Genomic DNA, 20939 nt, shown 5'->3' with positions numbered 1-20939 from the left:
CTTGCCCGTCCCAGCATGCGGACACGACGAACCGGCCTGAATTCCCCCGTTCCACCCTCAGAGATCCGCTATGTATTACGCCGTGGCATAACAAGAGAGTCACATCCTTGGCCTCAGCCCTCCATATCCCCCGATGAGCCGCTTAGAGTCACGGCCAGTTACCGCGACCGCCGGATTCCCCTCACTTCGGTTCCCCGCGTTCGACTCGGCGCGTCCCACGGGGGACGCGGCGCCAGGAAAGGACTGAACGTGCGTCATCGTCAGCTCATCGCCGTGACGGCCGCCCTCGCCGCGGGTGCCCTCACTCTCACCGCCTGCGGCTCGCGCGACGACAAGGCCGGCGACAACTCCGGCGGAGGCGACACCACGGTCACCATCGCCGTCGACGCCCCGCTCACCGGCGACCTCTCGGCCCTCGGCCTCGGCATCAAGAACTCCGCCGAGCTGGCCGTCAAGCAGGCCAACGAGAAGAAGTACGTCAAGGGCGTCACCTTCAAGTTCACGGCCCTGGACGACCAGGCACAGGCCTCCTCCGGCCAGCAGAACGCCACCAAGCTCACCGCGGACAAGAACGTCCTCGGTGTCGTCGGCCCCCTGAACTCCTCGGTCTCCGAGTCGATGCAGAAGGTCTTCGACGACGCCAAGCTCGTCCAGATCTCCCCGGCCAACACCAGCCCCTCCCTGACCCAGGGCCCCAAGTGGGCCGAAGGCCAGAAGGCCCGCACCTACAAGAGCTACTTCCGCACCGCCACCACGGACGCCATCCAGGGCCCCTACGCGGCGCAGTACCTCTTCAACAAGGCGGGCAAGAAGAAGGTCTTCATCATCGATGACAAGAAGACCTACGGCGCAGGCCTCGCCGGCACCTTCAAGACCGAGTTCACCAAGCTCGGCGGTGCCGTCGCCGGCGAAGGCCACATCGACCCCGAGTCCAAGGACTTCTCGGCGATCGTGACCCAGGTCAAGAGCTCCGGCGCCGACGTCGTCTACTACGGCGGCGAGTACCCCGCAGCCGGCCCGCTCAGCAAGCAGATCAAGGCCTCCGGCGCCAACATCCCGCTCATCGGCGGCGACGGCATCAAGGACAAGAAGTTCGTCGAGCTCGCCGGCGCCACCGCCGCCGGAGACCTCTGCACCTCCGTCGGCGCCCCCGTCGAGTCCCTGCCGTCCGCCAAGGAGTTCATCGAGAACTACAAGAAGGCCGGCTACAAGGACGACTTCTCCGCCTACGGCGGCTACTCCTACGACTCCGCCTGGGCCATCATCGAGGGCGTCAAGAAGGTCGTCGAAGCCAACGACGGCAAGCTCCCCACCGACGCCCGCGCCAAGGTCCTCGAAGCCGTCCAGAACGTCTCCTTCGACGGCGTGACCGGCAAGGTCGCCTTCGACGAGTTCGGTGACGCCACCAACAAGCAGCTCACCGTCTACAAGGTCGAGGGCGACGACTTCAAGGCCGTCGAATCCGGCACCCTCAGCTGACCTCCCCCCGCTAGCAGGCCCTCCCGCCACCGCTAGCACCACCACCCCTCTTACCGCGCGGGGCGCGCACACAGCGCCCCGCGCGGTGTCACATCCGTCGAAAGACTCGGAGGACCTGCGGTGCACGAACTGCCGCAACAGCTGGTCAACGGCCTGCTACTGGGATCCATGTACGGGCTCGTCGCCATCGGCTACACGATGGTCTATGGCATTGTCCAGCTCATCAACTTCGCCCACGGCGAGATCTTCATGACCGGCGGGTTCGGAGCCCTCACGGTCTGGCTGATGCTCCCCGGCGGCACCACCATGTGGGTCGCCCTGCCCCTCATGATCATCGGGGCGATCATCATCGCCACCCTCATAGCCGTCGGCGCCGAACGCTTCGCCTACCGCCCCCTGCGCAGCGCTCCCCGACTCGCGCCGCTCATCACCGCCATCGGCCTCTCCATCGTCCTCCAGCAGGCGGTATGGGCCTGGTACCCCGACGCGAAGTCCTCCCGAGTCTTCCCGGAAATCCCCGGCGGCCCCTTCCACCTCGGCAGCATCACCATCCAGACCGGTGACGTCTTCCTCCTGATCGCCGCCCCCATCTCCATGGCCTTCCTCGGCTTCTTCGTCAAGAAGACCCGCACCGGCCGCGGCATGCAGGCCACCGCCCAAGACCCCGACACCGCCAAGCTCATGGGCATCAACACCGACCGCATCATCACGATCGCGTTCGCCCTCGGCGCCGCCTTCGCCGCGATCGGAGCCGTCGCCTACGGCCTCAAATACGGCGAAGTCAACTACCGCATGGGCTTCATCCTCGGCCTCAAAGCCTTCACCGCCGCCGTCCTCGGCGGCATCGGGAACATCTACGGCGCCATGATCGGCGGCCTGGTCCTCGGCCTCGCCGAAACCCTGACCACCGCCTACATCGCCGACGTCCCCGGCATGAGCCAGCTCGGCGGCCAGTCCTGGGGCAACACCTGGGCGTTCGTACTCCTCATCCTCGTGCTCCTCTTCCGGCCCCAGGGCCTGCTGGGTGAGCGCGTGGCGGACAGGGCGTGAGAACCATGACGACAACCACCACGGACACCACGCAGCAGACCGAGACCACCGGACGCGCGGGAATCTCCCTCTCCGAGAAAACCGCCCGCGCCCTCGCCACCACAGGCGGCGCCCTCACCATCGTCTCCTGCTTCCTCGCCTGGACCTGGACGTCCGCCTTCCCCGGCGACCTCACCGTCTACGGCTACCCCGGCGGCCTCCAGTGGCTCGTCCTCGTCGGCGGCGCCCTCACCACCCTCCTCGGCCTCTCCTCCTACGGCATCAAGGGCCTGCGCTGGATCACCCCCGCAGGAGCCGACGCCGCACTCAAACTCGCCTCCCTCGGCACCCTCCTGACCATGGCCTACACCGCGTGGGCCATCAGCGACACCCTCGGCGGCCTGGTCAACCTCGAACCCGGCGCCTACGTCGCCCTCGCCACCGCCGCCACCGCCTACCTCGGCGCCCGCTCCCTGCCCTTCGAACGCCCCGCACTCGAACCCGCGGACCCCGAAGACACCCGCTGGGAGCAGACCAAGCACAACATCGGCAACAGCTGGGCCGTCACCAAAGCCGCCCACGCCGGCCACACCCCCGCCCCGGCCCGCGCCCTCCCGGCCTACGCCGAACTCCTCATCATCGCCGCCGTCCTCGCCCTCGCCCTGGGCGTCTTCACCTACGGCGTCACCACCCCCTACCAGGACCTCTTCCTCGGCTTCCTGATCATCGCCGGCTTCGGCTTCGGCGCCCTCCACAAAGCCGGCCTGGTAGGCCGCTTCACCACCCTCACCAACAAGCACCGCAACGTCGCCCTCGTCGGCGCCTTCGTCGCGGCCGCCGCCTTCCCCCTCACCCAGACCGACGACCAGTACGCGACCCTCGGCGTCAACATCCTCATCTTCGCCACCGTCGCCCTCGGCCTGAACATCGTCGTCGGCCTCACCGGCCTCCTCGACCTCGGCTACGTCGCCTTCCTCGGCGTCGGCGCCTACACCGCCGCCCTCGTCTCCGGCTCCCCCAACTCCCCCTTCGGAGTGCACTTCCCCTTCTGGGCCGCCATCCTCATCGGCGCCGGCGCCTCACTCGTCTTCGGCGTCCTCATCGGCGCCCCCACCCTCCGCCTGCGCGGCGACTACCTCGCCATCGTCACCCTCGGCTTCGGAGAGATCTTCCGCATCTCCATGAGCAACCTCGACGGCGTCTCCGGCCCCGACCTCACCAACGGGCCCAACGGCATCGCCGGCGTCCCCAACATCAACCTCTTCGGATTCGACTTCGGCGCCAGCCACATCCTCGCCGGATTCACCATCGGCCGCTTCGCGAACTACTTCTTCCTGATGCTCCTGATCACCCTCATCGTGATCATGGTCTTCCGCCGCAGCGCCGAATCCCGCATCGGCCGCGCCTGGGTCGCCATCCGCGAAGACGAAACCGCCGCCGAAGCCATGGGCATCAACGGCTTCCGCGTCAAACTCATCGCCTTCGCCCTCGGCGCCACCCTCGCCGGCCTCGCCGGCGCCGTACAGGCCCACGTGAACTACACCGTCACCCCGGACCAGTACGTCTTCGCCAACGCCGTACCCCCGAACTCCGCCTTCCTCCTCGCCGCAGTCGTCCTCGGCGGCATGGGCACCATCTCCGGCCCCCTCGTCGGCGGCGCCCTCCTCTTCCTGATCCCCAACAAGCTTCAGGACTTCGGCGACATCCAGCTCCTCGCCTTCGGCATCGCGCTCGTCGTCCTCATGCGCCTGCGCCCCGAAGGCCTCATCCCCAACCGGCGCAACCAGCTCGAACTCCACAAGGACCTCGAAGCGCCCACAGTCCTCGGCAAGACAGGGGCCTGATCCATGACCACCACCACGACCGAAAAAGTCACCGAGACGGTCCTCGACGCCCGAGGCGTCACGATGCGCTTCGGCGGCCTCACCGCCGTCAAGAACGTCGACCTGACCGTCCGCAGCGGCGAGATCGTCGGACTCATCGGCCCCAACGGCGCCGGCAAGACCACCTTCTTCAACTGCCTCACCGGCCTCTACATCCCCACCGAGGGCGAAGTCCGCTACAAGGGCACAGTCCTGCCCCCCAAGTCCTACAAGGTCACCGCGGCCGGCATCGCCCGCACCTTCCAGAACATCCGTCTCTTCAACAACATGACGGTCCTGGAAAACGTCCTCGTCGGACGCCACACCCGCACCAAAGAAGGCCTCTGGTCAGCCCTCCTGCGCCTGCCCGCCTTCGGCCGCGCCGAAGAAGCCAGCCGCAAGCGCGCAATGGAACTCCTGGAGTTCATCGGCCTCGACCACAAGGCCGAACACCTCGCCCGCAACCTCCCCTACGGCGAACAGCGCAAACTGGAAATCGCCCGCGCCCTCGCCAGCGACCCCGGCCTCATCCTCCTGGACGAACCCACCGCCGGCATGAACCCCCAGGAAACCCGCGCCGCCGAAGAACTCATCTTCGCCATCCGGGACCAAGGCATCGCCGTCCTCGTCATCGAGCACGACATGCGCTTCATCTTCAACCTCTGCGACCGCGTCGCCTGCCTCGTCCAAGGCGAGAAGCTCATCGAAGGCACCGCCGCCGAGGTCCAAGGCGACGAACGCGTCGTCGCCGCCTACCTCGGCGAACCCTTCGAAGGCGCCCCCGGCGCCGAAGAGGTCGCGGAAGTCGAGGCCGCGGAAGCGCACAGCACCACCAGCACGGACGGAGAAGCCAAGTGACCGCCCTCCTCGAGGTCGAGGACCTCCGCGTCGCCTACGGCAAAATCGAAGCCGTCAAAGGAATCTCCTTCAGCGTCGAAGCCGGCCAGATCGTCACCCTGATCGGCACCAACGGCGCCGGCAAGACGACCACCCTGCGCACCCTCTCCGGGCTGATCAAACCCCGCGGCGGCCAGATCCGCTTCGAGGGCAAATCCCTCAAGAAGGTCCAAGCGCACGACATCGTCGCCCTCGGTCTCGCCCACTCCCCCGAGGGGCGGCACATCTTCCCCCGCATGACCATCGAGGACAACCTCCTCCTCGGCGCCTACCTCAAGAACGACAAAGCAGGCATCCAGCAGGACATCGACCGCGCCTACGACCTCTTCCCCATCCTGGGAGAACGCCGCAAGCAAGCCGCCGGCACCCTCTCGGGCGGCGAACAGCAAATGCTCGCCATGGGCCGCGCACTCATGTGCCGCCCCAAGCTGCTCATGCTGGACGAACCCTCGATGGGCCTCTCGCCGATCATGATGCAGAAGATCATGGCGACGATCGCCGAACTCAAGGCAGGCGGCACCACCATCCTGCTGGTCGAGCAGAACGCCCAGGCCGCCCTGTCGCTGGCCGACCAGGGACACGTCATGGAAATCGGCAAGATCGTCCTCTCCGGCCCCGGCCGCGAACTCCTCGTCAACGAGGACGTCCGCAAGGCCTACCTCGGCGAGGACTGACCACCCGCACCACACACGTGAGGCCCGCCTCCCCCACAGGGGAAGCGGGCCTCACGCACATCCGGACAAACTCAGCCCTTGGCCGCGTTCTTCTTCTCCTCGGCGTCCTCGATGACCGCCTCCGCCACCTGCTGCATCGACATCCGCCGATCCATCGACGTCTTCTGGATCCACCGGAACGCAGCCGGCTCACTCAGCCCGTACTGCGTCTGCAGAATGCTCTTGGCCCGGTCCACCAGCTTGCGCGTCTCCAGACGCAGCGAGAGGTCCTCGACCTCCTTCTCCAACGCCCGCAGCTCCGCGAACCGCGACACCGCCATCTCGATGGCCGGCACCACATCACTCTTGCTGAACGGCTTCACCAGGTACGCCATGGCCCCGGCATCCCGCGCCCGCTCGACCAGATCGCGCTGCGAGAACGCGGTCAGCATCAGCACGGGGGCGATCGACTCCTCCGCGATCTTCTCAGCCGCGGAGATCCCGTCCAGCACGGGCATCTTCACATCGAGGATGACCAGGTCCGGCCGGTGCTCGCGCGCCAGCTCCACGGCCCGCTGGCCGTCCCCGGCCTCACCGACGACGGAGTACCCCTCCTCCTCCAGCATCTCTTTCAGGTCCAGGCGGATGAGCGCCTCGTCCTCGGCGATGACGACCCGTGTCGTCAGCGGCGGAACGTGCGACTGGTCGGCGTCGGGCGTGGGCGTCGACTCGTGCTCGGCGGTCACGGGGGGCTCCTCTTTGCGGGGCTCTGCTGCTTGTATGAGCCTACCTAGCGGCGCACGGAGTGCGGCACAGGGTACTCTTACGACGCTGGTGCCAGCCCGGTTGGAGGAACTGGTCATACTCGCGGTGCTCAAACCACCGTGCCTTCGGGCATGTGGGTTCGAATCCCACACCGGGCACAGTTGTCGCAAAAGCGGACGTTCACCTTCGTATGAACGTCCGCTTTTTGCTGCACAGAGCCACTGGTCGTGACACACAGTGTCGGCATGAAGTCCCACACTCTGGAAGTACGACAGACGGCGCTCTCGCTGCTGCGCGGCGGCGTGCGAAACGCGGAGGTGGCTCGGCGCCTCGATGTGCCCGTCGGCACTGTCAGCTATTGGAAGCACTCGGACCGCGCAAAGCGTGGCGAATGCGGACCGGCGCACAGCCCGGACTGTCCACGATGCGACGGCAGCGCGCTCGATGGGCAGGCTTATGCCTATGCGCTGGGCCTCTACCTCGGCGACGGCCACATAAGCCAGTCCTCAGGTCACCGCGTGCCAAGCCTGAGGATCACCTGTGACAACAAGTGGCCCGGCCTCATGAACGCCGCCGAAGAGGCGCTACGGCGAGTGTTCCCGTTCAATCGGGTATGCCGGGCCAAGAAGGTCGGCTGCCACGACGTCAAGGTGTACTCGAAGCATCTGCTCTGTCTCTTCCCCCAGCACGGACCCGGCAGGAAACACGAGCGGCGCATTGCCCTGGAGGGCTGGCAGCAGGAGATCGTCGATGCGCATCCCTGGGAGTTCCTGCGGGGGCTGATCCATTCCGACGGGTGCCGGATCATGAACTGGACGGTGCGGAACGGGAAGCGGTACGAGTATCCGCGGTACTTCTTCACCAACAAGTCCGATGACATCCGGAAGCTCTGCACGGACACGCTCGCCAAGGTCGGCGTCCAGTGGACGGTCCTGGCGCGGGGTTGCGACCCCTTCAACGTGTCCGTCGCGCGGAAGGCGTGCGTCGCGCTGATGGACGTCCACATCGGGCCGAAGCATTAGCGAGGCTCCGGCTCCGGCTCCGGCTGCTTTCTTGGCCGGACGGTCTGGTGGCCGCCCGCCCGCTCGACATCCCGGTCGCTGCGCCTGAACCCCCGGCGGCCGTCCGGCGCAGCTTCAAGGGTGGCGGCCTCTCGGCTCCGAAGGGTGATGCCCGGATCGGACGGTGTACTAGGGGAGGTCGCCGTTGCCGCCGAGGTTGGCGACCATGCGGCGGAGGGTGTCGATGGTGGCTGCGTAGGCGGTGTCGTCGATGCCTTCGCGCATGCGGGTGTGGATCTTTGCGTTGCGGTCGTGGGCGCGTTGGCGGCCGGCTTCGCCGGTGTCGGTGAGGGTGAGGGTGCCGTTGGTCTCGGTGAGCCAGCCGCGGGCGGTGAGGTCGTCGTAGACGGTTTCGAAGTCGGTGTGCTGGTCGTCGTAGGGGGCCAGTTTTGCGGTGAGGGCGGCTCTTTTCCAGGTGCCGGGTGAGCCTGCGATGTGGTTGAGGGTCCACCAGTGGGGCTGGGTGAGGTGGTCTTGGGCGAGGGCTGCGCGGAGGCCGGCGATGGTGAGGTGGGCGGTTTCGCGGGCCCAGTATCCGATGGGTTGGGCGGCGAGTTGGGCTTGGGTGTAGGTGGTGGTTGTCATGGGTTCGACCGTAGGACCTCGACTTTGGTTGAGGTCAAGGTTTTTCGGTGCGTGCCGCGTCGGGCTGTGTGGTGGGGCCCGACGCGGTGGGGGTGTCGTGGGGGGTGGGTGGGGGTCAGCGGACGGCGTCGCCGATGTGGTGGATGCGGACGAGGTTGGTGGAGCCGCTGACGCCGGGGGGTGAGCCGGCGGTGATGACGACGGTGTCGCCGGGGATGCAGCGGCCGATGCGCAGGAGTTCTTCTTCGACTTGGGCGACCATGGCGTCGGTGGAGTCGACGTGGGGGCCGAGGAAGGCTTCCACGCCCCAGGTGAGGTTGAGTTGGGAGCGGGTGGCGGGGTCGGGGGTGAAGGCGAGGAGGGGGATGGGTGAGCGGTAGCGGGAGAGGCGGCGGACGGTGTCGCCGCTTTGAGTGAAGGCGACGAGGAATTTGGCGTCGAGGAAGTCGCCCATTTCGGCGGCGGCGCGGGCGACGGCTCCGCCTTGGGTGCGGGGTTTGTTGCGGTCGGTGAGTGGGGGGAGGCCCTTGGCGAGGATGTCTTCTTCGGCGGCTTCGACGATGCGGGACATGGTGCGGACGGTTTCGATGGGGTATTTGCCGACGCTGGTTTCGCCGGAGAGCATGACGGCGTCGGTGCCGTCGATGATGGCGTTGGCGACGTCGGAGGCTTCGGCGCGGGTGGGGCGGGAGTTGTCGATCATCGAGTCGAGCATTTGGGTGGCGACGATGACGGGTTTGGCGTTGCGCTTGGCGAGTTTGACGGCGCGTTTTTGGACGATGGGGACGTGTTCGAGGGGCATTTCGACGCCGAGGTCGCCGCGGGCGACCATGATGCCGTCGAAGGCGGCGACGATGTCGTCGATGTGGTCGACGGCTTGGGGTTTTTCGATTTTGGCGATGACGGGGAGGCGGTGGCCTTCTTCGTCCATGATGCGGTGGACGTCGTCGATGTCGCGGCCGGTGCGGACGAAGGAGAGGGCGATGATGTCGGCGCCGGTGCGCAGGGCCCAGCGGAGGTCGTCGATGTCTTTTTCGGAGAGGGCGGGGACGGAGACGGCGACGCCGGGGAGGTTGAGTCCTTTGTGGTCGGAGACCATGCCGCCTTCGATGACGGTGGTGTGGACGTGGGGGCCGTCGGTGGCGGTGACTTCGAGGGTGACGCGGCCGTCGTCGACGAGGATGCGTTCGCCGGGGGTGACGTCGGTGGCGAGGCCTTGGTAGGTGGTGCTGCAGGTGTGGCGGTTGCCTTCGTGGTTTTCGACGGTGATGGTGAAGGTGTCGCCGCGTTCAAGGAGTACGGGGCCTTCGTGGAAGCGGCCGAGTCGGATCTTCGGGCCTTGAAGGTCGGCGAGGATGCCGACGCTGCGGCCGGTTTCGTCGGAGGCTTTGCGTACGTGTTGGTAGCGCTGTTCGTGTTCGGCGTAGGTGCCGTGGCTGAGGTTGAGGCGGGCGATGTCCATTCCGGCTTCGACCAGTGCTTTGATCTGGTCGTATGAGTCGGTGGCGGGGCCCAGGGTACATACGATTTTTGCTCGTCGCATGAGGCGAGCGTAGGCCCCTACCAGGCAGTAGGAAATTGGTTCTCGGTGTCTGGTCAACGACCTTGTGTGAAACGCTTGTTGACAAGTGTTGAATGTGCATGGGGGTGCTCTGATGAGCACCCCCGGGGGCCCGTGCGGTGGGGTGTGCGGGGGCGGTTTTTCAGAGTTGCGGCGGGGTCATGGTGAAGCGGGCGTTCACCTGGGCGTAGACGGTCTGGCGTTGCGGTTCGAGGTCGAGGGGTGGGGCGGTGGTGTCGTCGGTGGTGGCGAAGGCCATGGTCCGCAGGCCGGTTCCGGCGTCGCCGGGGAAGGGGGCGTTTTCGGCGCCGAGGTCGGCGAGTTCGACGAGGGCGGCGAGGCGGGCGCCGAGGGCTTCGGCGTATTCGCGGGCGCGTTGGACGGCTTCGAGGACGGCTTGGCGGCGGGCTTCCCCGTGGGCGGGGGAGGTGGGGCGCAGGGCCCACCAGGGTCCGTCGACTTCGGTGAGTTCGAGGTCGGCGAGGCGGGTGGTGAGTTCACCCAGGGTGGTGAAGTCGTTCAGCTCGGCGGTGAGGTGCACTCGTCCGTGGTAGGCGCGGATGCGTTCGCCGCGGCCGTGGCGGGTGAGTTCGGGGCTGATGGAGAAGGTGCCGGTCTCAAGTTTTTCGACGGGGTCGCCGTAGCTCTTGATGAGGTCGAGGACGGCGGAGTTGCGGCGGGTGAGGTCTTCGAGGGCGGTGCGTCGGTCGGTGCCGCGGGCGTTGACGGTGATGCCGATGCGGGCGATCTCGGGGTCGACTTCGAGGCGGGCTTCGCCGCGGACGGCGACGCGGGGGGTCTCGGGGGTTCCGTAGGGCTGGTGCGATGCGTCCTGGGTCATGGTTTCACTGTCGCACTGTCGTGCGGAGGGGTGTGGTCATCGGATCGAAACCTTGCGGGGGTGTTGCTCCTTGTTACCTGGGGGTCAGAATCGTGGCGCGCTGGTCTACGCGCGTTGTGGACGGTTTTCGGGTTTGCTCCACGAGGGAGATGGCATGGGTTTCGACCGCAGGGCTTTTCTGGGTACGACGGCTGCGACGGGTGCGGCGGTGGCCTTGACGGGGGTTGCCGCCGCGCCCGCGGCCGCGCGGGAGGGCGCGCCGGTGTCGAGGGGGCCGAAGCCCGTGTCGTACGCGTTCACGGTGATGGGGACGACGGACCTGCACGGGAACGTCTTCAACTGGGACTACTTCACGGACCGGGAGTTCGACGACAAGGCGCACAACGATGTCGGTCTGGCGAAGATCTCCACGTTGGTGGAGGAGGTGCGGGCGCGCAAGGGGCGGCGCAATACGCTGCTGATCGATGCGGGTGACACGATTCAGGGCACGCAGCTGTCGTACTACTACGCGAAGGTGGATCCGATCACGGCGCGGCGGGGTCCGGTGCACCCGATGGCGCAGGCGATGAACGCGATCGGCTACGACGCGGCGGCGCTCGGGAACCACGAGTTCAACTACGGGATTCCGGTGCTGCGCAGGTTCGAGGAGCAGTGCGACTTCCCGTTGCTGGGGGCGAATGCGCTGGATGCGAAGACGCTGCGGCCGGCGTTCGCGCCGTACAGCATGCACCGGTTGCGGACTCCGTGCGGGCGGGATGTGAAGGTGGCGGTGCTGGGTCTGACGAATCCGGGGATCGCGATCTGGGACAAGGCGAACGTGCAGGGGAAGATGACGTTCCCGGGCTTGGAGGAGCAGGCGGCGAAGTACGTGCCGAAGCTGCGGTCGATGGGTGCGGACGTGGTGGTCGTGTCGGCGCATTCGGGGTCGAGCGGGACGTCCTCGTACGGGGACCAGTTGCCGTACGTGGAGAATGCCGCGGCTCTGGTGGCGGAGCAGGTGCCGGGGATCGACGCGATCCTGGTGGGGCATGCGCACACGGAGATCCCGGAGTACCGGGTGAAGAACAAGGCGACGGGCAAGGACGTGGTGCTGTCGGAGCCGTTGAAGTGGGGTCAGCGGTTGACGCTGTTCGACTTCGAGCTGTCGTGGGCGAAGGGCCGCTGGTCGGTGGTGAAGGTCGCGGCGAGTGTGTTGAACTCGAACACGGTGGCGGAGGATCCGAAGATCACGGGGTTGCTGTCGGACGAGCACCGCAAGGTCGTGGCGTACGTGAACCAGGTGATCGGCACCTCGACGCAGGCGATGAGTTCGGCGGAGGGTCCGTTCAAGGACGTGGCGGTGATCGACCTGATCAACCATGTGCAGGCGGAGACGGTGAAGGCGGCGCTGGCGGGCTCCGAGTGGGGGGCGTTGCCGGTGGTGTCGCAGGCCTCGTGCTTCTCGCGGACGGCGGGGATTCCGGCCGGGCAGGTGACGATCAAGGATGCGGCGGGGCTGTATCCGTTCGAGAACACGCTGGAGGCGCGGCTGTTGACGGGTGCGCAGCTGAAGGACTACCTGGAGTTCTCGGCGCGGTACTACGTGCGGACGGCTCCGGGTGAGGCGGTGGACCCGGCGAAGCTGACGAATGCGGAGGGCGTCCCGGACTACAACTATGACGCGGTGTACGGGCTCGTGTACGACATCGACATCGCGCAGCCGGCGGGTTCGCGGATCTCGGGGCTGTCGTTCCAGGGGAAGCCGGTGGATCCGGCGGCGCAGTTCGTGCTGGCGGTGAACAACTACCGGGCTTCGGGGGGTGGGAACTTCCCGCATGTTCCGCAGGCGCGGCAGTTGTGGGCGGACTCGGACGAGATCCGCAACACGATCGTGTCGTGGGTGAAGGCGAAGGGGACGGTGGACCCGGTGGCGTTCGCTTCGGTGGACTGGCGGCTGACGCGGGCGGGTGTGCCGGTGTTCTAGCCGGTGGGCCGGCCGCCGCCGTGCCGGTGTTCCAGCCCGGGGGTCGGGCTGGTGTTGCCGCCGGTGGGTCGGGCCGGTGTTGTGGCCGGTGGGCCGGGCGGTGGCCCGGCGGGGTCGGTTCTGCCCCTGCCGTGTGGTGCGGCGCGGGGTGGGGCCGGCGGGCGCCGGGGCGGGCCGGCCGTCAGGGCACTAGGGGTGGTCGACCAGGGGGAGCAGTTCGCCGGCGGGCAGGGGGCGGGAGTGCTCCCGTTGTTCGAGGCCGAAGGTGGTGAAGGCGGTGCGGTGGGGCTGCGGGTAGGGCTCTTTGCCGGTGAGGGTGTTGAGGATGGCGGCGCTGCGCCAGGCGGCGAGGCCGAGGTCGGGGGCTCCGACGCCGTGGGTGTGGCGTTCGCCGTTCTGGACGAAGATGCTGCCGGTGACGGCCGGGTCGGTGGCCATGCGGTGGCGGTCGTCGATGCGGGGGCGGCCGGAGGAGTCTTTGCGGAGGTAGGGGTCGAGGCCGGCGAGGAGGCCGGTGAGGGGGCGTTCGCGGTAGCCGGTGGCGAGGACGACGGCGTCGGTGGTGAGGCGGGAGCGGGTGCCTTCCTCGGTGTGTTCGAGGTGGAGTTCGACCCGGGTGGTGGCGACGCGGCCGGCGGTGCGGACGGTGACTCCGGGGGTGAGGACGGCGTCGGGCCAGCCGCCGTGGAGGGTGCGGCGGTAGAGCTCCTGGTGGATGGCGGCGATGGTGTCGGCGTCGATGCCCTTGTGGAGTTGCCATTGGGCGGGGATGAGCCGGTCGCGGACGGGTTCGGGGAGGGCGTGGAAGTAGCGGGTGTAGTCGGGGGTGAAGTGTTCCAGGCCGAGTTTGGAGTACTCCATGGGGGCGAAGGAGGGGGTGCGGGCGAGCCAGGTGAGGCCTTCGCGGCCGTCGGGGCGGGCGCGGAGCAGGTCGAGGAAGACTTCGGCGCCGGACTGGCCTGATCCGATGACGGTGACGTGGGGTGCGGCGAGGATGCGCGCGCGGTGGTCGAGGTAGTCGGCGGAGTGGATGACGGGGGCGGCGGGGGCGTCGACGAGGGGGCGCAGGGGTTCGGGGACGTGGGGGGCGGTGCCGATGCCGAGGGCGAGGTGGCGGGTCCAGGTGCGGCCGAGGGCTTCGGCTTGTCCTGTGGTGTCGAGTCGGGTCCAGTCGACTTCGAAGAGGTCGCGTTCGGGGTTCCAGCGGACGGCGTCGACCTGGTGGCCGAAGTGGAGTCCGGGGACGCGGTCGGCGACCCAGCGGCAGTAGGCGTCGTATTCGGCGCGTTGGATGTGGAACTGCTCGGCGAAGTAGAACGGGAAGAGCCGTTCTTTGTGTTTGAGGTAGTTGAGGAAGCTCCAGGGGCTGGTGGGGTCGGCGAGGGTGACCAGGTCGGCGAGGAAGGGGACTTGGAGGGTGGCGCCTTCGATGAGGAGTCCGGGGTGCCAGCGGAAGTCGCGGCGCTGGTCGTAGAAGGCGGTGGCGAGTTCGCCGGTGCCTTGCCGGGGCAGGCCGTGGGCGAGGGCGGCGAGGGACAGGTTGAAGGGGCCGATGCCGATTCCGACGAGGTCGTGGGGTGCATCGAGCTGGGCGGTCATCGGTGGGTGCTGCCTTCCAGGAGGGCGATGAGGGTGTCCAGGTCCCGCACCGTGGTGTGGGGGTTGAGCAGGGTGGCTTTGAGCCAGAGCCTGCCGTCGGTGCGGGTGCGGCCGAGGACGGCGCGGCCCTCGTGGAGGAGGGTGCGGCGCAGGGTGGCGACCTGGTTGTCGTCGGCGTCGGTGGGCCGGAAGAGCACGGTGCTGATGGTGGGCGCCGAGTGGGTCTCGAAGCGGGGGTGGGCGTCGAGGCGTTGTGCGAGGTGGTGGGCGAGTGCGCAGGTGTGGTCGATGAGGCGAGTGAGGCCGTCGCGGCCCAGGGAGCGCAGGGTGGTGGCGATTTTGAAGGCGTCGGGGCGTCGGGTGGTGCGCAGGGAGCGGCCGAGGAGGTCGGGGAGGCCGGCTTCGGTGTCGTCGGTGGCGTTGAGGTAGTCGGCCTGGTGGGCGAGGGGGGCCAGCAGGGTGGTGTCGGGGACGGCGAGGAGGCCTGCGGCGACGGGTTGCCAGCCCAGTTTGTGCAGGTCGATGGTGAGGGATCGGGCGCGGTCGAGGCCGGTGAGCCGGTCGCGGTGGCGGGGGCTGAGGGCGAGGAGGCCGCCGTATGCGGCGTCGATGTGGAGGTCGGCGCCGTGGTGGTCGCAGAGGTCGGCGAGGGGTTGGAGGGGGTCGATGAGTCCGGCGTCGGTGGTGCCGGCGGTGGCGGTGACGAGGGTGGGGCCGGGGGTGGCGGCGAGGGCTTCGGCGAGGACGGCGGGGTCGAGGGTGCCGGCGGGGGTGGGGAGGGTGACGGTGGGGGGCAGGCCCAGGAGCCAGGCGGCGCGGGGGACGGAGTGGTGGGCGTTGGCGCCGTGCAGGACGGTGAGGCGGGGGCCGTGGCGTTCGCGGGCGAGGAGCAGGGCGAGTTGGTTGGCTTCGGTGCCGCCGGTGGTGACGAGGGCGTCGGGGTGGGGGGCGGCGGGGTAGAACTCGGCGGCGAGGCTGCGGGTGAGGAGGGCTTCGAGGGCCGAGGCGGCGGGGGCCTGGTCCCAGGAGTCGAGGGAGGGGTTGAGTGCGCTCGCGGCGAGGTCGGCGGCGGCTGCGACGGCGAGGGGCGGGCCGTGCAGGTGGGCGGCGCAGAGGGGGTCGGCGGGGTCGGCGGCTCCGGCGGCCAGGGTGTGGACGAGGGTGCGCAGGGCTTCGTGGTCGCCGGTTCCGTGGTCGGGGAGGACGTCGCCCAGTGCGGTGGCGACGCGGGCGGTGACGGTGTCGGGGCCGCCGGCGGGGAGGGGGCCGCCGCGGGCGTGTGCCCCGCTGTGCAGGGCGGTGAGGACGGTGTCGAGCAGGGGCCGCAGGGCGTCGGGGCCGTGGGGGCCGCCGGCGAGCGGGGACGGTGTCATCGGGCTCCTCCGGGGGCGGGGCGGGCGGCCTGCGGTGCCGGTTGTCGGCGCAGCCCGGGGGTGGGGCGGGTGCGGGCACCCGGCTGGTACAACGATCCGACCCGAATGGGGTAACCGCCGGGGTTTGTCCGGGGGTGTTTTCCGGCCGGTCCGCGGTGGCGGGCGGGTCGCCGTCAGGGGGCCGGGTGCGGCGCAGGGGGTGCGGCCGGGCCCGGGCGGGCCGTACGGGGTGCGGCCGGGCCCGGGCGGGCCGGGCCGTACCGGGTGCGGCCGGGCCTGGGCGGGCCGGGCCGTACCGGGTGCGGCCGAGCCCGGGGGGGCCTTACGGGGTGCGGCCGGGCCCGGGCGGGTCGGGCCGTACCGGGTGCGGGCGGGCCCGGGCGGGCCTTACGGGGTGCGGCCGGGCCCGGGCGGGCCACCGGCCCGGCCGGGGCGGGGCGGGCCGTACGGGGTGTGGCTGGGCCTGGGCGGGCCGGGCCGTACGAGGTACGGCCGGGCCCGGGGGGTGGGCCCTGGGGTGGGTCCGGGGTGGCGGTGCGGGGCAGGGGTGGCGGGCCGGCGGCCGGGGCGGGTGGGTCAGGGGGTGCGGACGCGCAGGGCGCGGGCGAGGTCGTCGAGCTGGTCCTCCAGTTTGCGGCGCAGGGTGGGCTGGATCTGCGGGTCGGCGAGGCAGGCCCGGCCGGCTTGGAGGTTGGCTTCGTCGACGGCGTGGGCGGGGAAGGCCCAGCGGCCTGCGGCGTCGCCGATGGCGGGGCCGCGGCGGGCGCTGAGGGCGACGGCCTCGGGGTAGTACCGCGGCACGTAGTCCCGTACGAGTGCGGCCTGTTCGGGCTGCCAGAAGCCTTGGGCGGTGGCGGTGAACAGGTAGTTGGAGAGGGTGTCGTCGTGGAAGAGCCGCTGCCAGGCGGCTGCCTTGGCGTCGGCGGAGGGCAGGGCGGCGCGGCAGCGGGCGGCGCCTTCCTCTCCGGCGGCGCTGGGGTCGGCGGCGAGGGCGGCGTCGATGTCAGGGCCGGTGAGGGCGCCGAGTACGGCGAGTCGGGTGAGGATGCGCCAGCGCAGGGCGGGGTCGAGTCCGGGGCCGCCGGGGACGGCTTCGTCGGCGAGCCAGGCGGTGAGGACGTCGGGCTGGGTGGCGCTGTCGACGAAGGTGCGGACGCCGGCGAGGCGCAGGCCGGGGTGGGAGCCGTCCTCGGTGCGGCGCAGCAGGTCGCGGGCGATGGCGGTGAGGCCGGCGAGGGCTTCGCTGCGGCGGGCCGGGGCGAGGTAGTGGTCGGCGATGTGGTCGCGGGCGAAGGCGAGGACGCTCTGGACGATGGCGAGGTCGGCCTCCTCGGGGAGGTGGGCCTCGGCGGTCGCGAGGTAGGCCTCGGGTTCGAGTTCGCCGTCGCGGACCATGTCGCGCAGGGCGTTCCAGACGACGGCGCGGGTGAGCGGGTCGGGGATGCGGGAGATGCCGCGCAGGACGGTCTCGACGGAGTGGGCGTCGAGGCGGATTTTGGCGTAGCCGAGGTCCTGGTCGTTGAGGACGAGAAGGGCGGGGCGGGGGCCGGCGGCGGAGAGGACCTCGGTGGTGGGGACGTCGAGGGTGAGGTGTTGGCGCAGGGCGAGGGTGCCGTCCGGGCCGTGGTCGTAGAGGCCGGCGGTGATGCGGTGGGGGCGGCTGCCGTGCCGGTCGACGGTGAGGGTCCAGCCGTCGGGGTCGTCCTCCAGGCGGGGGGTGAGGGTGTCGGCGCCGGTGGTGCGCAGCCAGCTGTCGGCCCAGGCGTGGACGTCGCGGTCGGTGTGGACGGCGAGGGAGTCGACGAAGTCGGCGAGGGAGGCGTTGGCGAACTTGTGGCGGGCGAAGTGGGTGTTGATGCCGGCCAGGAAGTCCTTCTCGCCGAGCCAGGCGACGAGTTGGCGCAGGGCGGAGGCGCCCTTGGCGTAGGAGATGCCGTCGAAGTTGAGGAGGGCGGAGGCGGTGTCGGGGACGTCTTCGGGGTCGGGGGCGACGGGGTGGGTGGAGGGGCGCTGGTCGGCGTCGTACCCCCAGGCTTTGCGGGAGGCGCCGAAGTCGGTCCAGGTGCCGGTGAAGCGGGTGGCTTCGGTGAGGGTCTGGTAGCCCATGTACTCGGCGAAGGACTCGTTCAGCCAGATGTCGTCGAACCAGCGCAGGGTGACGAGGTCGCCGAACCACATGTGGGCCATTTCGTGGGCGATGGTCACGGCGCGCCGCTGGCGTTCGGTGTCGGTGACGGCGGAGCGGAAGACGTACTCGTCGCGGAAGGTGACGAGGCCGGGGTTTTCCATGGCTCCGACGTTGAACTCGGGGACGAAGGCCTGGTCGTAGGAGTCGAAGGGGTAGGGCTCGGTGAACTTCTCCTGGTAGCGGTCGAAGCAGTCCGTGGTGACGGACAGGATTTCTTCGGCGTCGGCGTCCAGGTGGGGGGCGAGGGAGCGGCGGCAGTGGATGCCGAAGGGCAGTCCGGCGTGTTCGGTGGTGATGCTGTGCCAGGGGCCTGCGGCGACGGCGGCGAGGTAGGTGGGGATGAGGGGGGTGGGGGCGGAGCGCCACACGGCGGTGCTGGCGTCGGCGGGGGTGTCCGCGGGGCCGTCCGCGGGAGCGTCCGTGCGGGTGGTGATGCCGTTGGCGAGGACGGTCCAGTGCGCGGGTGCGGTGACGGTGAAGGTGAAGACGGCCTTCAGGTCGGGCTGGTCGAAGGCGGGGAAGACGCGTTGGACGTCGTCGAGGAACAGCTGGCTGTAGACGTACGTCTCCCCGTCCGCCGGGTCGGTGAAGCGGTGCAGGCCTTCGCCGGTGCGGGAGTAGCGCATGCGGGCGTCGGCGTGCAGTTCGTGGGGGCCTTCGCCGAGCCCGGTGAGGGGGAGGCGGTTGCCGGTCAGGGAGGCGGGGTCGAGGGGGTGTCCGTCGAGCGTGACGGAGCGCAGTTCGTCCGGTTTCAGCTCCAGGAAGGTGTCTCCGGCGGTGCGGGCGGTGAACCGGATGACGGTGGTGGAGTCGAAGGTGTCCTCGCCGGTCGTGAGGTCGAGGGTGACGGCGTAGTCGTGGACGTCGAGGAGCTGGGCTCGGTGCTGCGCTTCGTTGCGCGTCAGTGCGGACATGGGGCCATGCTGCCGCACGGTGCTTCCGGCTCCCAGGGGGGTGTTGTCGGGACCGCCCGGCGGGGACGGGGGCCGGCGGGGCGGGCCGGTCCGGCGGCGCGGCCGGTCCGGCGGGGCGGCCGGGGGGCTCGGGTGGGCGGGTCGGTCCGGCCGCGCGGCGGGGCGCTCAGGCGGCCGGCGGACGCGCTGGTCCGGCCACGCCGCCAGGCAGCTCAGGCGATCGGGGCGCTCAGGCGACCGGCGGACGGGCCGGCCCGGCGGGGCGGCCGGGGCGCTCAGGCGGCCGGGGGACGCGCCGGTCCGGCCACGCGGTCAGGCGGCTCAGGCGGAGTCTTCGCCTGCGGCGATGGTCTCGTGGTGGCGGATGACCTCGGCGATGATGAAGGTGAGGAGCTTCTCCGCGAAGGCCGGGTCGAGCTTGGCGTTCTCCGCGAGCTGGCGCAGCCGGGCGATCTGGCTGGCCTCGCGGGTCGGGTCGGCCGGCGGCAGCTGGTGCCGAGCCTTGAGGTGGCCGACCTGCTGGGTGCACTTGAAGCGCTCTGCGAGCATGTGGACCACGGCCGCGTCGATGTTGTCGATGCTGTCCCGCAGCCGGGCCAGTTCGGCGGTGACGTCCGCGTCGATCCCCCCGGTGCCGGTACCGGTGCCGTTGTCGATGTCGCTCGTGTTCATGGTCATCGAGAATACGTGGCCGGGCGGGGTCCGGCGCCGCCCGGCCGTTCAGTGAGACGGCGGCCCGGGCGGGCGCCCGGGACGACGGTTCGGTGGCCGCCTGGTTTCAGGACGGGTGGAGGGGCAGGGTGGCGGTGACGAGCCAGCCCCCCTCGGGGGCGGGGCCCGCGGTGAGGGAGCCGCCGAGGGCTCCGGCGCGTTCGGTCATGCCGGCGAGGCCGTAGCCGCCGCCGCGGGCCTTCTCCGAGAGCCGGGCGGGGCGGCCCCCGTCGTCGGCGATGCGCAGTTCCAGTCCGGCGGGGACGGTGCGCAGGCCGATCCGTACGGCGGTGGCGGTGGCGGCGTGCTTGCCGATGTTGGTGAGGGCTTCGAGGACGATGCGGTGGGCGGTGGCGGCGACGTCGCCGGGGAGGCGGTCCTCCAGTCCCGCTTCGATGGACAGGGCGACGGGCGGGCCGGTCACGGAGAAGCGTTCGGCGAGTCCGCGGATGTCGGCGAGGCCGGCGACGGGGGCGGTGCCGGCGCGGCCGCTTCCGGGGGTGGCGCCGGCGCCGGCGTCCCGGGCGTCGGCCTCGTCCTCGCGGAGGATCTTCACGAGGCGGCGCATGGAGCCGAGGGCTTCGTCGCCGGCGGTCTCGATGCGGCCGAAGATCTCGGCGGCGCGGTCCGCGGGGACCTGGGTGAAGCGGGCGGCCCGGGCCTCGACGACGATCCCGGTGACGTGGTGGGCGACGAGGTCGTGGAGTTCGCGGGCGAGTTCCAGGCGTTCGGCGGTGCGTACGGCGTCCAGCTCGCGCACCCGTTGCAGGGACTGCAGGCGCAGCAGGAGCGAGTACGCCGCGACGACGACGGTCAGGACGGAGAAGAGCAGCGTGAACCGGCCGGGGTCGGTGTCGCGGACGGGTACGGCCATGCAGCCCAGGCCGAGGAGGGGTCCGAGGACGGCGGCGGTGCGGGCGGGGGTGCGGAGCAGGACCTGGGAGAGCAGGACGAGCAGGGCGATGGCTTCGCCGCCTCCCCAGACGGCGAGGGGGTGGTTGCCGAGGATGAGCAGGAGGGTGGTGCTCCAGGTGACGGCGACGGCGAACCAGGCGCGGGCCAGGAGGGTGAGCCGGGGCCAGGGGGCGGCGCTGAGGCAGACGAGGATCCCGGAGGTGAGGACGGCGGCGTGCGGGAGGCTGGGCTGGCGGGCGAGGACGACCCCTTCGAAGGCGACGAGCCCGAGCAGCACCAGGCAGACGCCGATCTTGATGCCGTCGGCGGCCCGGGGGTGGCGCCGGCTCCACCGGGCGAGCGGGCTCACCGCCCGTCCCCCGCGCCGGCGTCTGCCTGCGGCTGCTGCCGTCCGCGACCCGGCGGACGGGCCGGGGCCGGGGCCGGGGAGGGCGCGGGGGCGCGCGACGACCGGGCCGGGGCCGGGGAGGGCGCGGGGGCGCGCGACGACCGGGCCGGGGCCGGGGAGGGCGCGGGGGCGCGCGACGGCCGGGCCGGAGCCGC

General features: G+C 70.3%; 16 protein-coding genes and 1 tRNA gene. 8 read left to right on the top strand and 9 right to left on the bottom strand.

Annotation, left to right across the window (positions count from 1 at the left end):
• Positions 1 to 249: 249 nt before the first annotated feature.
• The 5 genes from ACLJTM_RS25740 to ACLJTM_RS25720 all read left to right on the top strand — a co-directional run bounded on the left by ACLJTM_RS25740 (position 250) and on the right by ACLJTM_RS25720 (position 5941).
• Positions 250 to 1479: a branched-chain amino acid ABC transporter substrate-binding protein gene (locus ACLJTM_RS25740; protein WP_411106088.1), complete on the top strand. Its 1230-nt coding sequence runs from the start codon at positions 250 to 252 to the stop codon at positions 1477 to 1479.
• Between the two features lie 120 nt (positions 1480 to 1599).
• Positions 1600 to 2529 (top strand): branched-chain amino acid ABC transporter permease, encoded by a 930-nt coding sequence (locus ACLJTM_RS25735; RefSeq protein ID WP_411106087.1) that lies wholly within the window; start codon positions 1600 to 1602, stop codon positions 2527 to 2529.
• A 5-nt stretch (positions 2530 to 2534) separates the two neighbouring features.
• Complete coding sequence (locus ACLJTM_RS25730; RefSeq protein ID WP_411106086.1) at positions 2535 to 4352, top strand: branched-chain amino acid ABC transporter permease; 1818 nt, start codon at positions 2535 to 2537, stop codon at positions 4350 to 4352.
• Positions 4353 to 4355: 3 nt separating this feature from the next.
• Positions 4356 to 5228 carry an ABC transporter ATP-binding protein gene (locus tag ACLJTM_RS25725; RefSeq protein ID WP_411106085.1) on the top strand — a complete coding sequence of 291 codons (873 nt, stop codon included), beginning with the start codon at positions 4356 to 4358 and terminating at the stop codon, positions 5226 to 5228.
• Entirely contained in the window at positions 5225 to 5941 is a 717-nt protein-coding gene (locus ACLJTM_RS25720; RefSeq protein ID WP_411106084.1) for an ABC transporter ATP-binding protein, read from the top strand. Before ACLJTM_RS25725 ends, ACLJTM_RS25720 begins: the two co-directional genes overlap by 4 nt.
• A gap of 71 nt (positions 5942 to 6012) precedes the next feature.
• On the opposite strand, the gene ACLJTM_RS25715 is transcribed toward ACLJTM_RS25720, so the two are convergent.
• Positions 6013 to 6666 carry an ANTAR domain-containing response regulator gene (locus ACLJTM_RS25715; protein WP_411106083.1) on the bottom strand — a complete coding sequence of 218 codons (654 nt, stop codon included), beginning with the start codon at positions 6664 to 6666 and terminating at the stop codon, positions 6013 to 6015.
• A 94-nt stretch (positions 6667 to 6760) separates the two neighbouring features.
• On the opposite strand from ACLJTM_RS25715, the gene ACLJTM_RS25710 reads away from it, so the two are divergent.
• Both ACLJTM_RS25710 and ACLJTM_RS25705 read left to right on the top strand, forming a co-directional pair.
• A tRNA-Leu gene (locus ACLJTM_RS25710) sits at positions 6761 to 6843 on the top strand.
• Positions 6844 to 6930: 87 nt separating this feature from the next.
• The gene (locus tag ACLJTM_RS25705; RefSeq protein ID WP_411106082.1) at positions 6931 to 7707 is read left to right on the top strand and encodes a helix-turn-helix domain-containing protein; all 777 of its coding nucleotides are present in this window, start codon (positions 6931 to 6933) and stop codon (positions 7705 to 7707) included.
• Positions 7708 to 7875: 168 nt separating this feature from the next.
• On the opposite strand, the gene ACLJTM_RS25700 is transcribed toward ACLJTM_RS25705, so the two are convergent.
• The 3 genes from ACLJTM_RS25700 to ACLJTM_RS25690 all read right to left on the bottom strand — a co-directional run bounded on the left by ACLJTM_RS25700 (position 7876) and on the right by ACLJTM_RS25690 (position 10733).
• The gene (locus ACLJTM_RS25700) at positions 7876 to 8331 is read right to left on the bottom strand and encodes a MarR family transcriptional regulator (RefSeq protein ID WP_411106081.1); all 456 of its coding nucleotides are present in this window, start codon (positions 8329 to 8331) and stop codon (positions 7876 to 7878) included.
• A gap of 115 nt (positions 8332 to 8446) precedes the next feature.
• Entirely contained in the window at positions 8447 to 9874 is a 1428-nt protein-coding gene (pyk, locus tag ACLJTM_RS25695) for a pyruvate kinase (protein WP_411106080.1), read from the bottom strand.
• 160 nt (positions 9875 to 10034) lie between these two features.
• The gene (locus tag ACLJTM_RS25690; RefSeq protein ID WP_411106079.1) at positions 10035 to 10733 is read right to left on the bottom strand and encodes an SIMPL domain-containing protein; all 699 of its coding nucleotides are present in this window, start codon (positions 10731 to 10733) and stop codon (positions 10035 to 10037) included.
• 154 nt (positions 10734 to 10887) lie between these two features.
• Between ACLJTM_RS25690 and ACLJTM_RS25685 the strand changes: the two genes are divergently transcribed.
• The gene (locus tag ACLJTM_RS25685; protein ID WP_411106078.1) at positions 10888 to 12696 is read left to right on the top strand and encodes a bifunctional metallophosphatase/5'-nucleotidase; all 1809 of its coding nucleotides are present in this window, start codon (positions 10888 to 10890) and stop codon (positions 12694 to 12696) included.
• A gap of 189 nt (positions 12697 to 12885) precedes the next feature.
• Here ACLJTM_RS25685 and ACLJTM_RS25680 read toward each other — a convergent pair whose 3' ends face one another.
• The 5 genes from ACLJTM_RS25680 to ACLJTM_RS25660 form a co-directional block, all read right to left on the bottom strand.
• Positions 12886 to 14295: a lysine N(6)-hydroxylase/L-ornithine N(5)-oxygenase family protein gene (locus tag ACLJTM_RS25680; RefSeq protein ID WP_411106077.1), complete on the bottom strand. Its 1410-nt coding sequence runs from the start codon at positions 14293 to 14295 to the stop codon at positions 12886 to 12888.
• Positions 14292 to 15668 (bottom strand): pyridoxal phosphate-dependent decarboxylase family protein, encoded by a 1377-nt coding sequence (locus ACLJTM_RS25675; protein WP_411106076.1) that lies wholly within the window; start codon positions 15666 to 15668, stop codon positions 14292 to 14294. The genes ACLJTM_RS25680 and ACLJTM_RS25675 overlap by 4 nt, the downstream gene beginning before the upstream one ends.
• 576 nt (positions 15669 to 16244) lie before the next feature.
• Positions 16245 to 18770 (bottom strand): aminopeptidase N, encoded by a 2526-nt coding sequence (pepN, locus tag ACLJTM_RS25670; RefSeq protein ID WP_411106075.1) that lies wholly within the window; start codon positions 18768 to 18770, stop codon positions 16245 to 16247.
• A gap of 321 nt (positions 18771 to 19091) precedes the next feature.
• On the bottom strand, positions 19092 to 19442 hold the full coding sequence (locus ACLJTM_RS25665) for a chorismate mutase (protein ID WP_411106074.1): 351 nt from the start codon (positions 19440 to 19442) through the stop codon (positions 19092 to 19094).
• A gap of 106 nt (positions 19443 to 19548) precedes the next feature.
• The gene (locus ACLJTM_RS25660; RefSeq protein WP_411106073.1) at positions 19549 to 20745 is read right to left on the bottom strand and encodes a sensor histidine kinase; all 1197 of its coding nucleotides are present in this window, start codon (positions 20743 to 20745) and stop codon (positions 19549 to 19551) included.
• Between the last annotated feature and the right edge of the window lie 194 nt (positions 20746 to 20939).

It is taken from the genome of Streptomyces sp. cmx-4-9, assembly GCF_046548835.1.
GTDB lineage: Bacteria > Actinomycetota > Actinomycetes > Streptomycetales > Streptomycetaceae > Streptomyces.
Note: the sequence above shows the minus strand (reverse complement) of the source record. Positions and strands in the feature narration are given on the sequence as shown.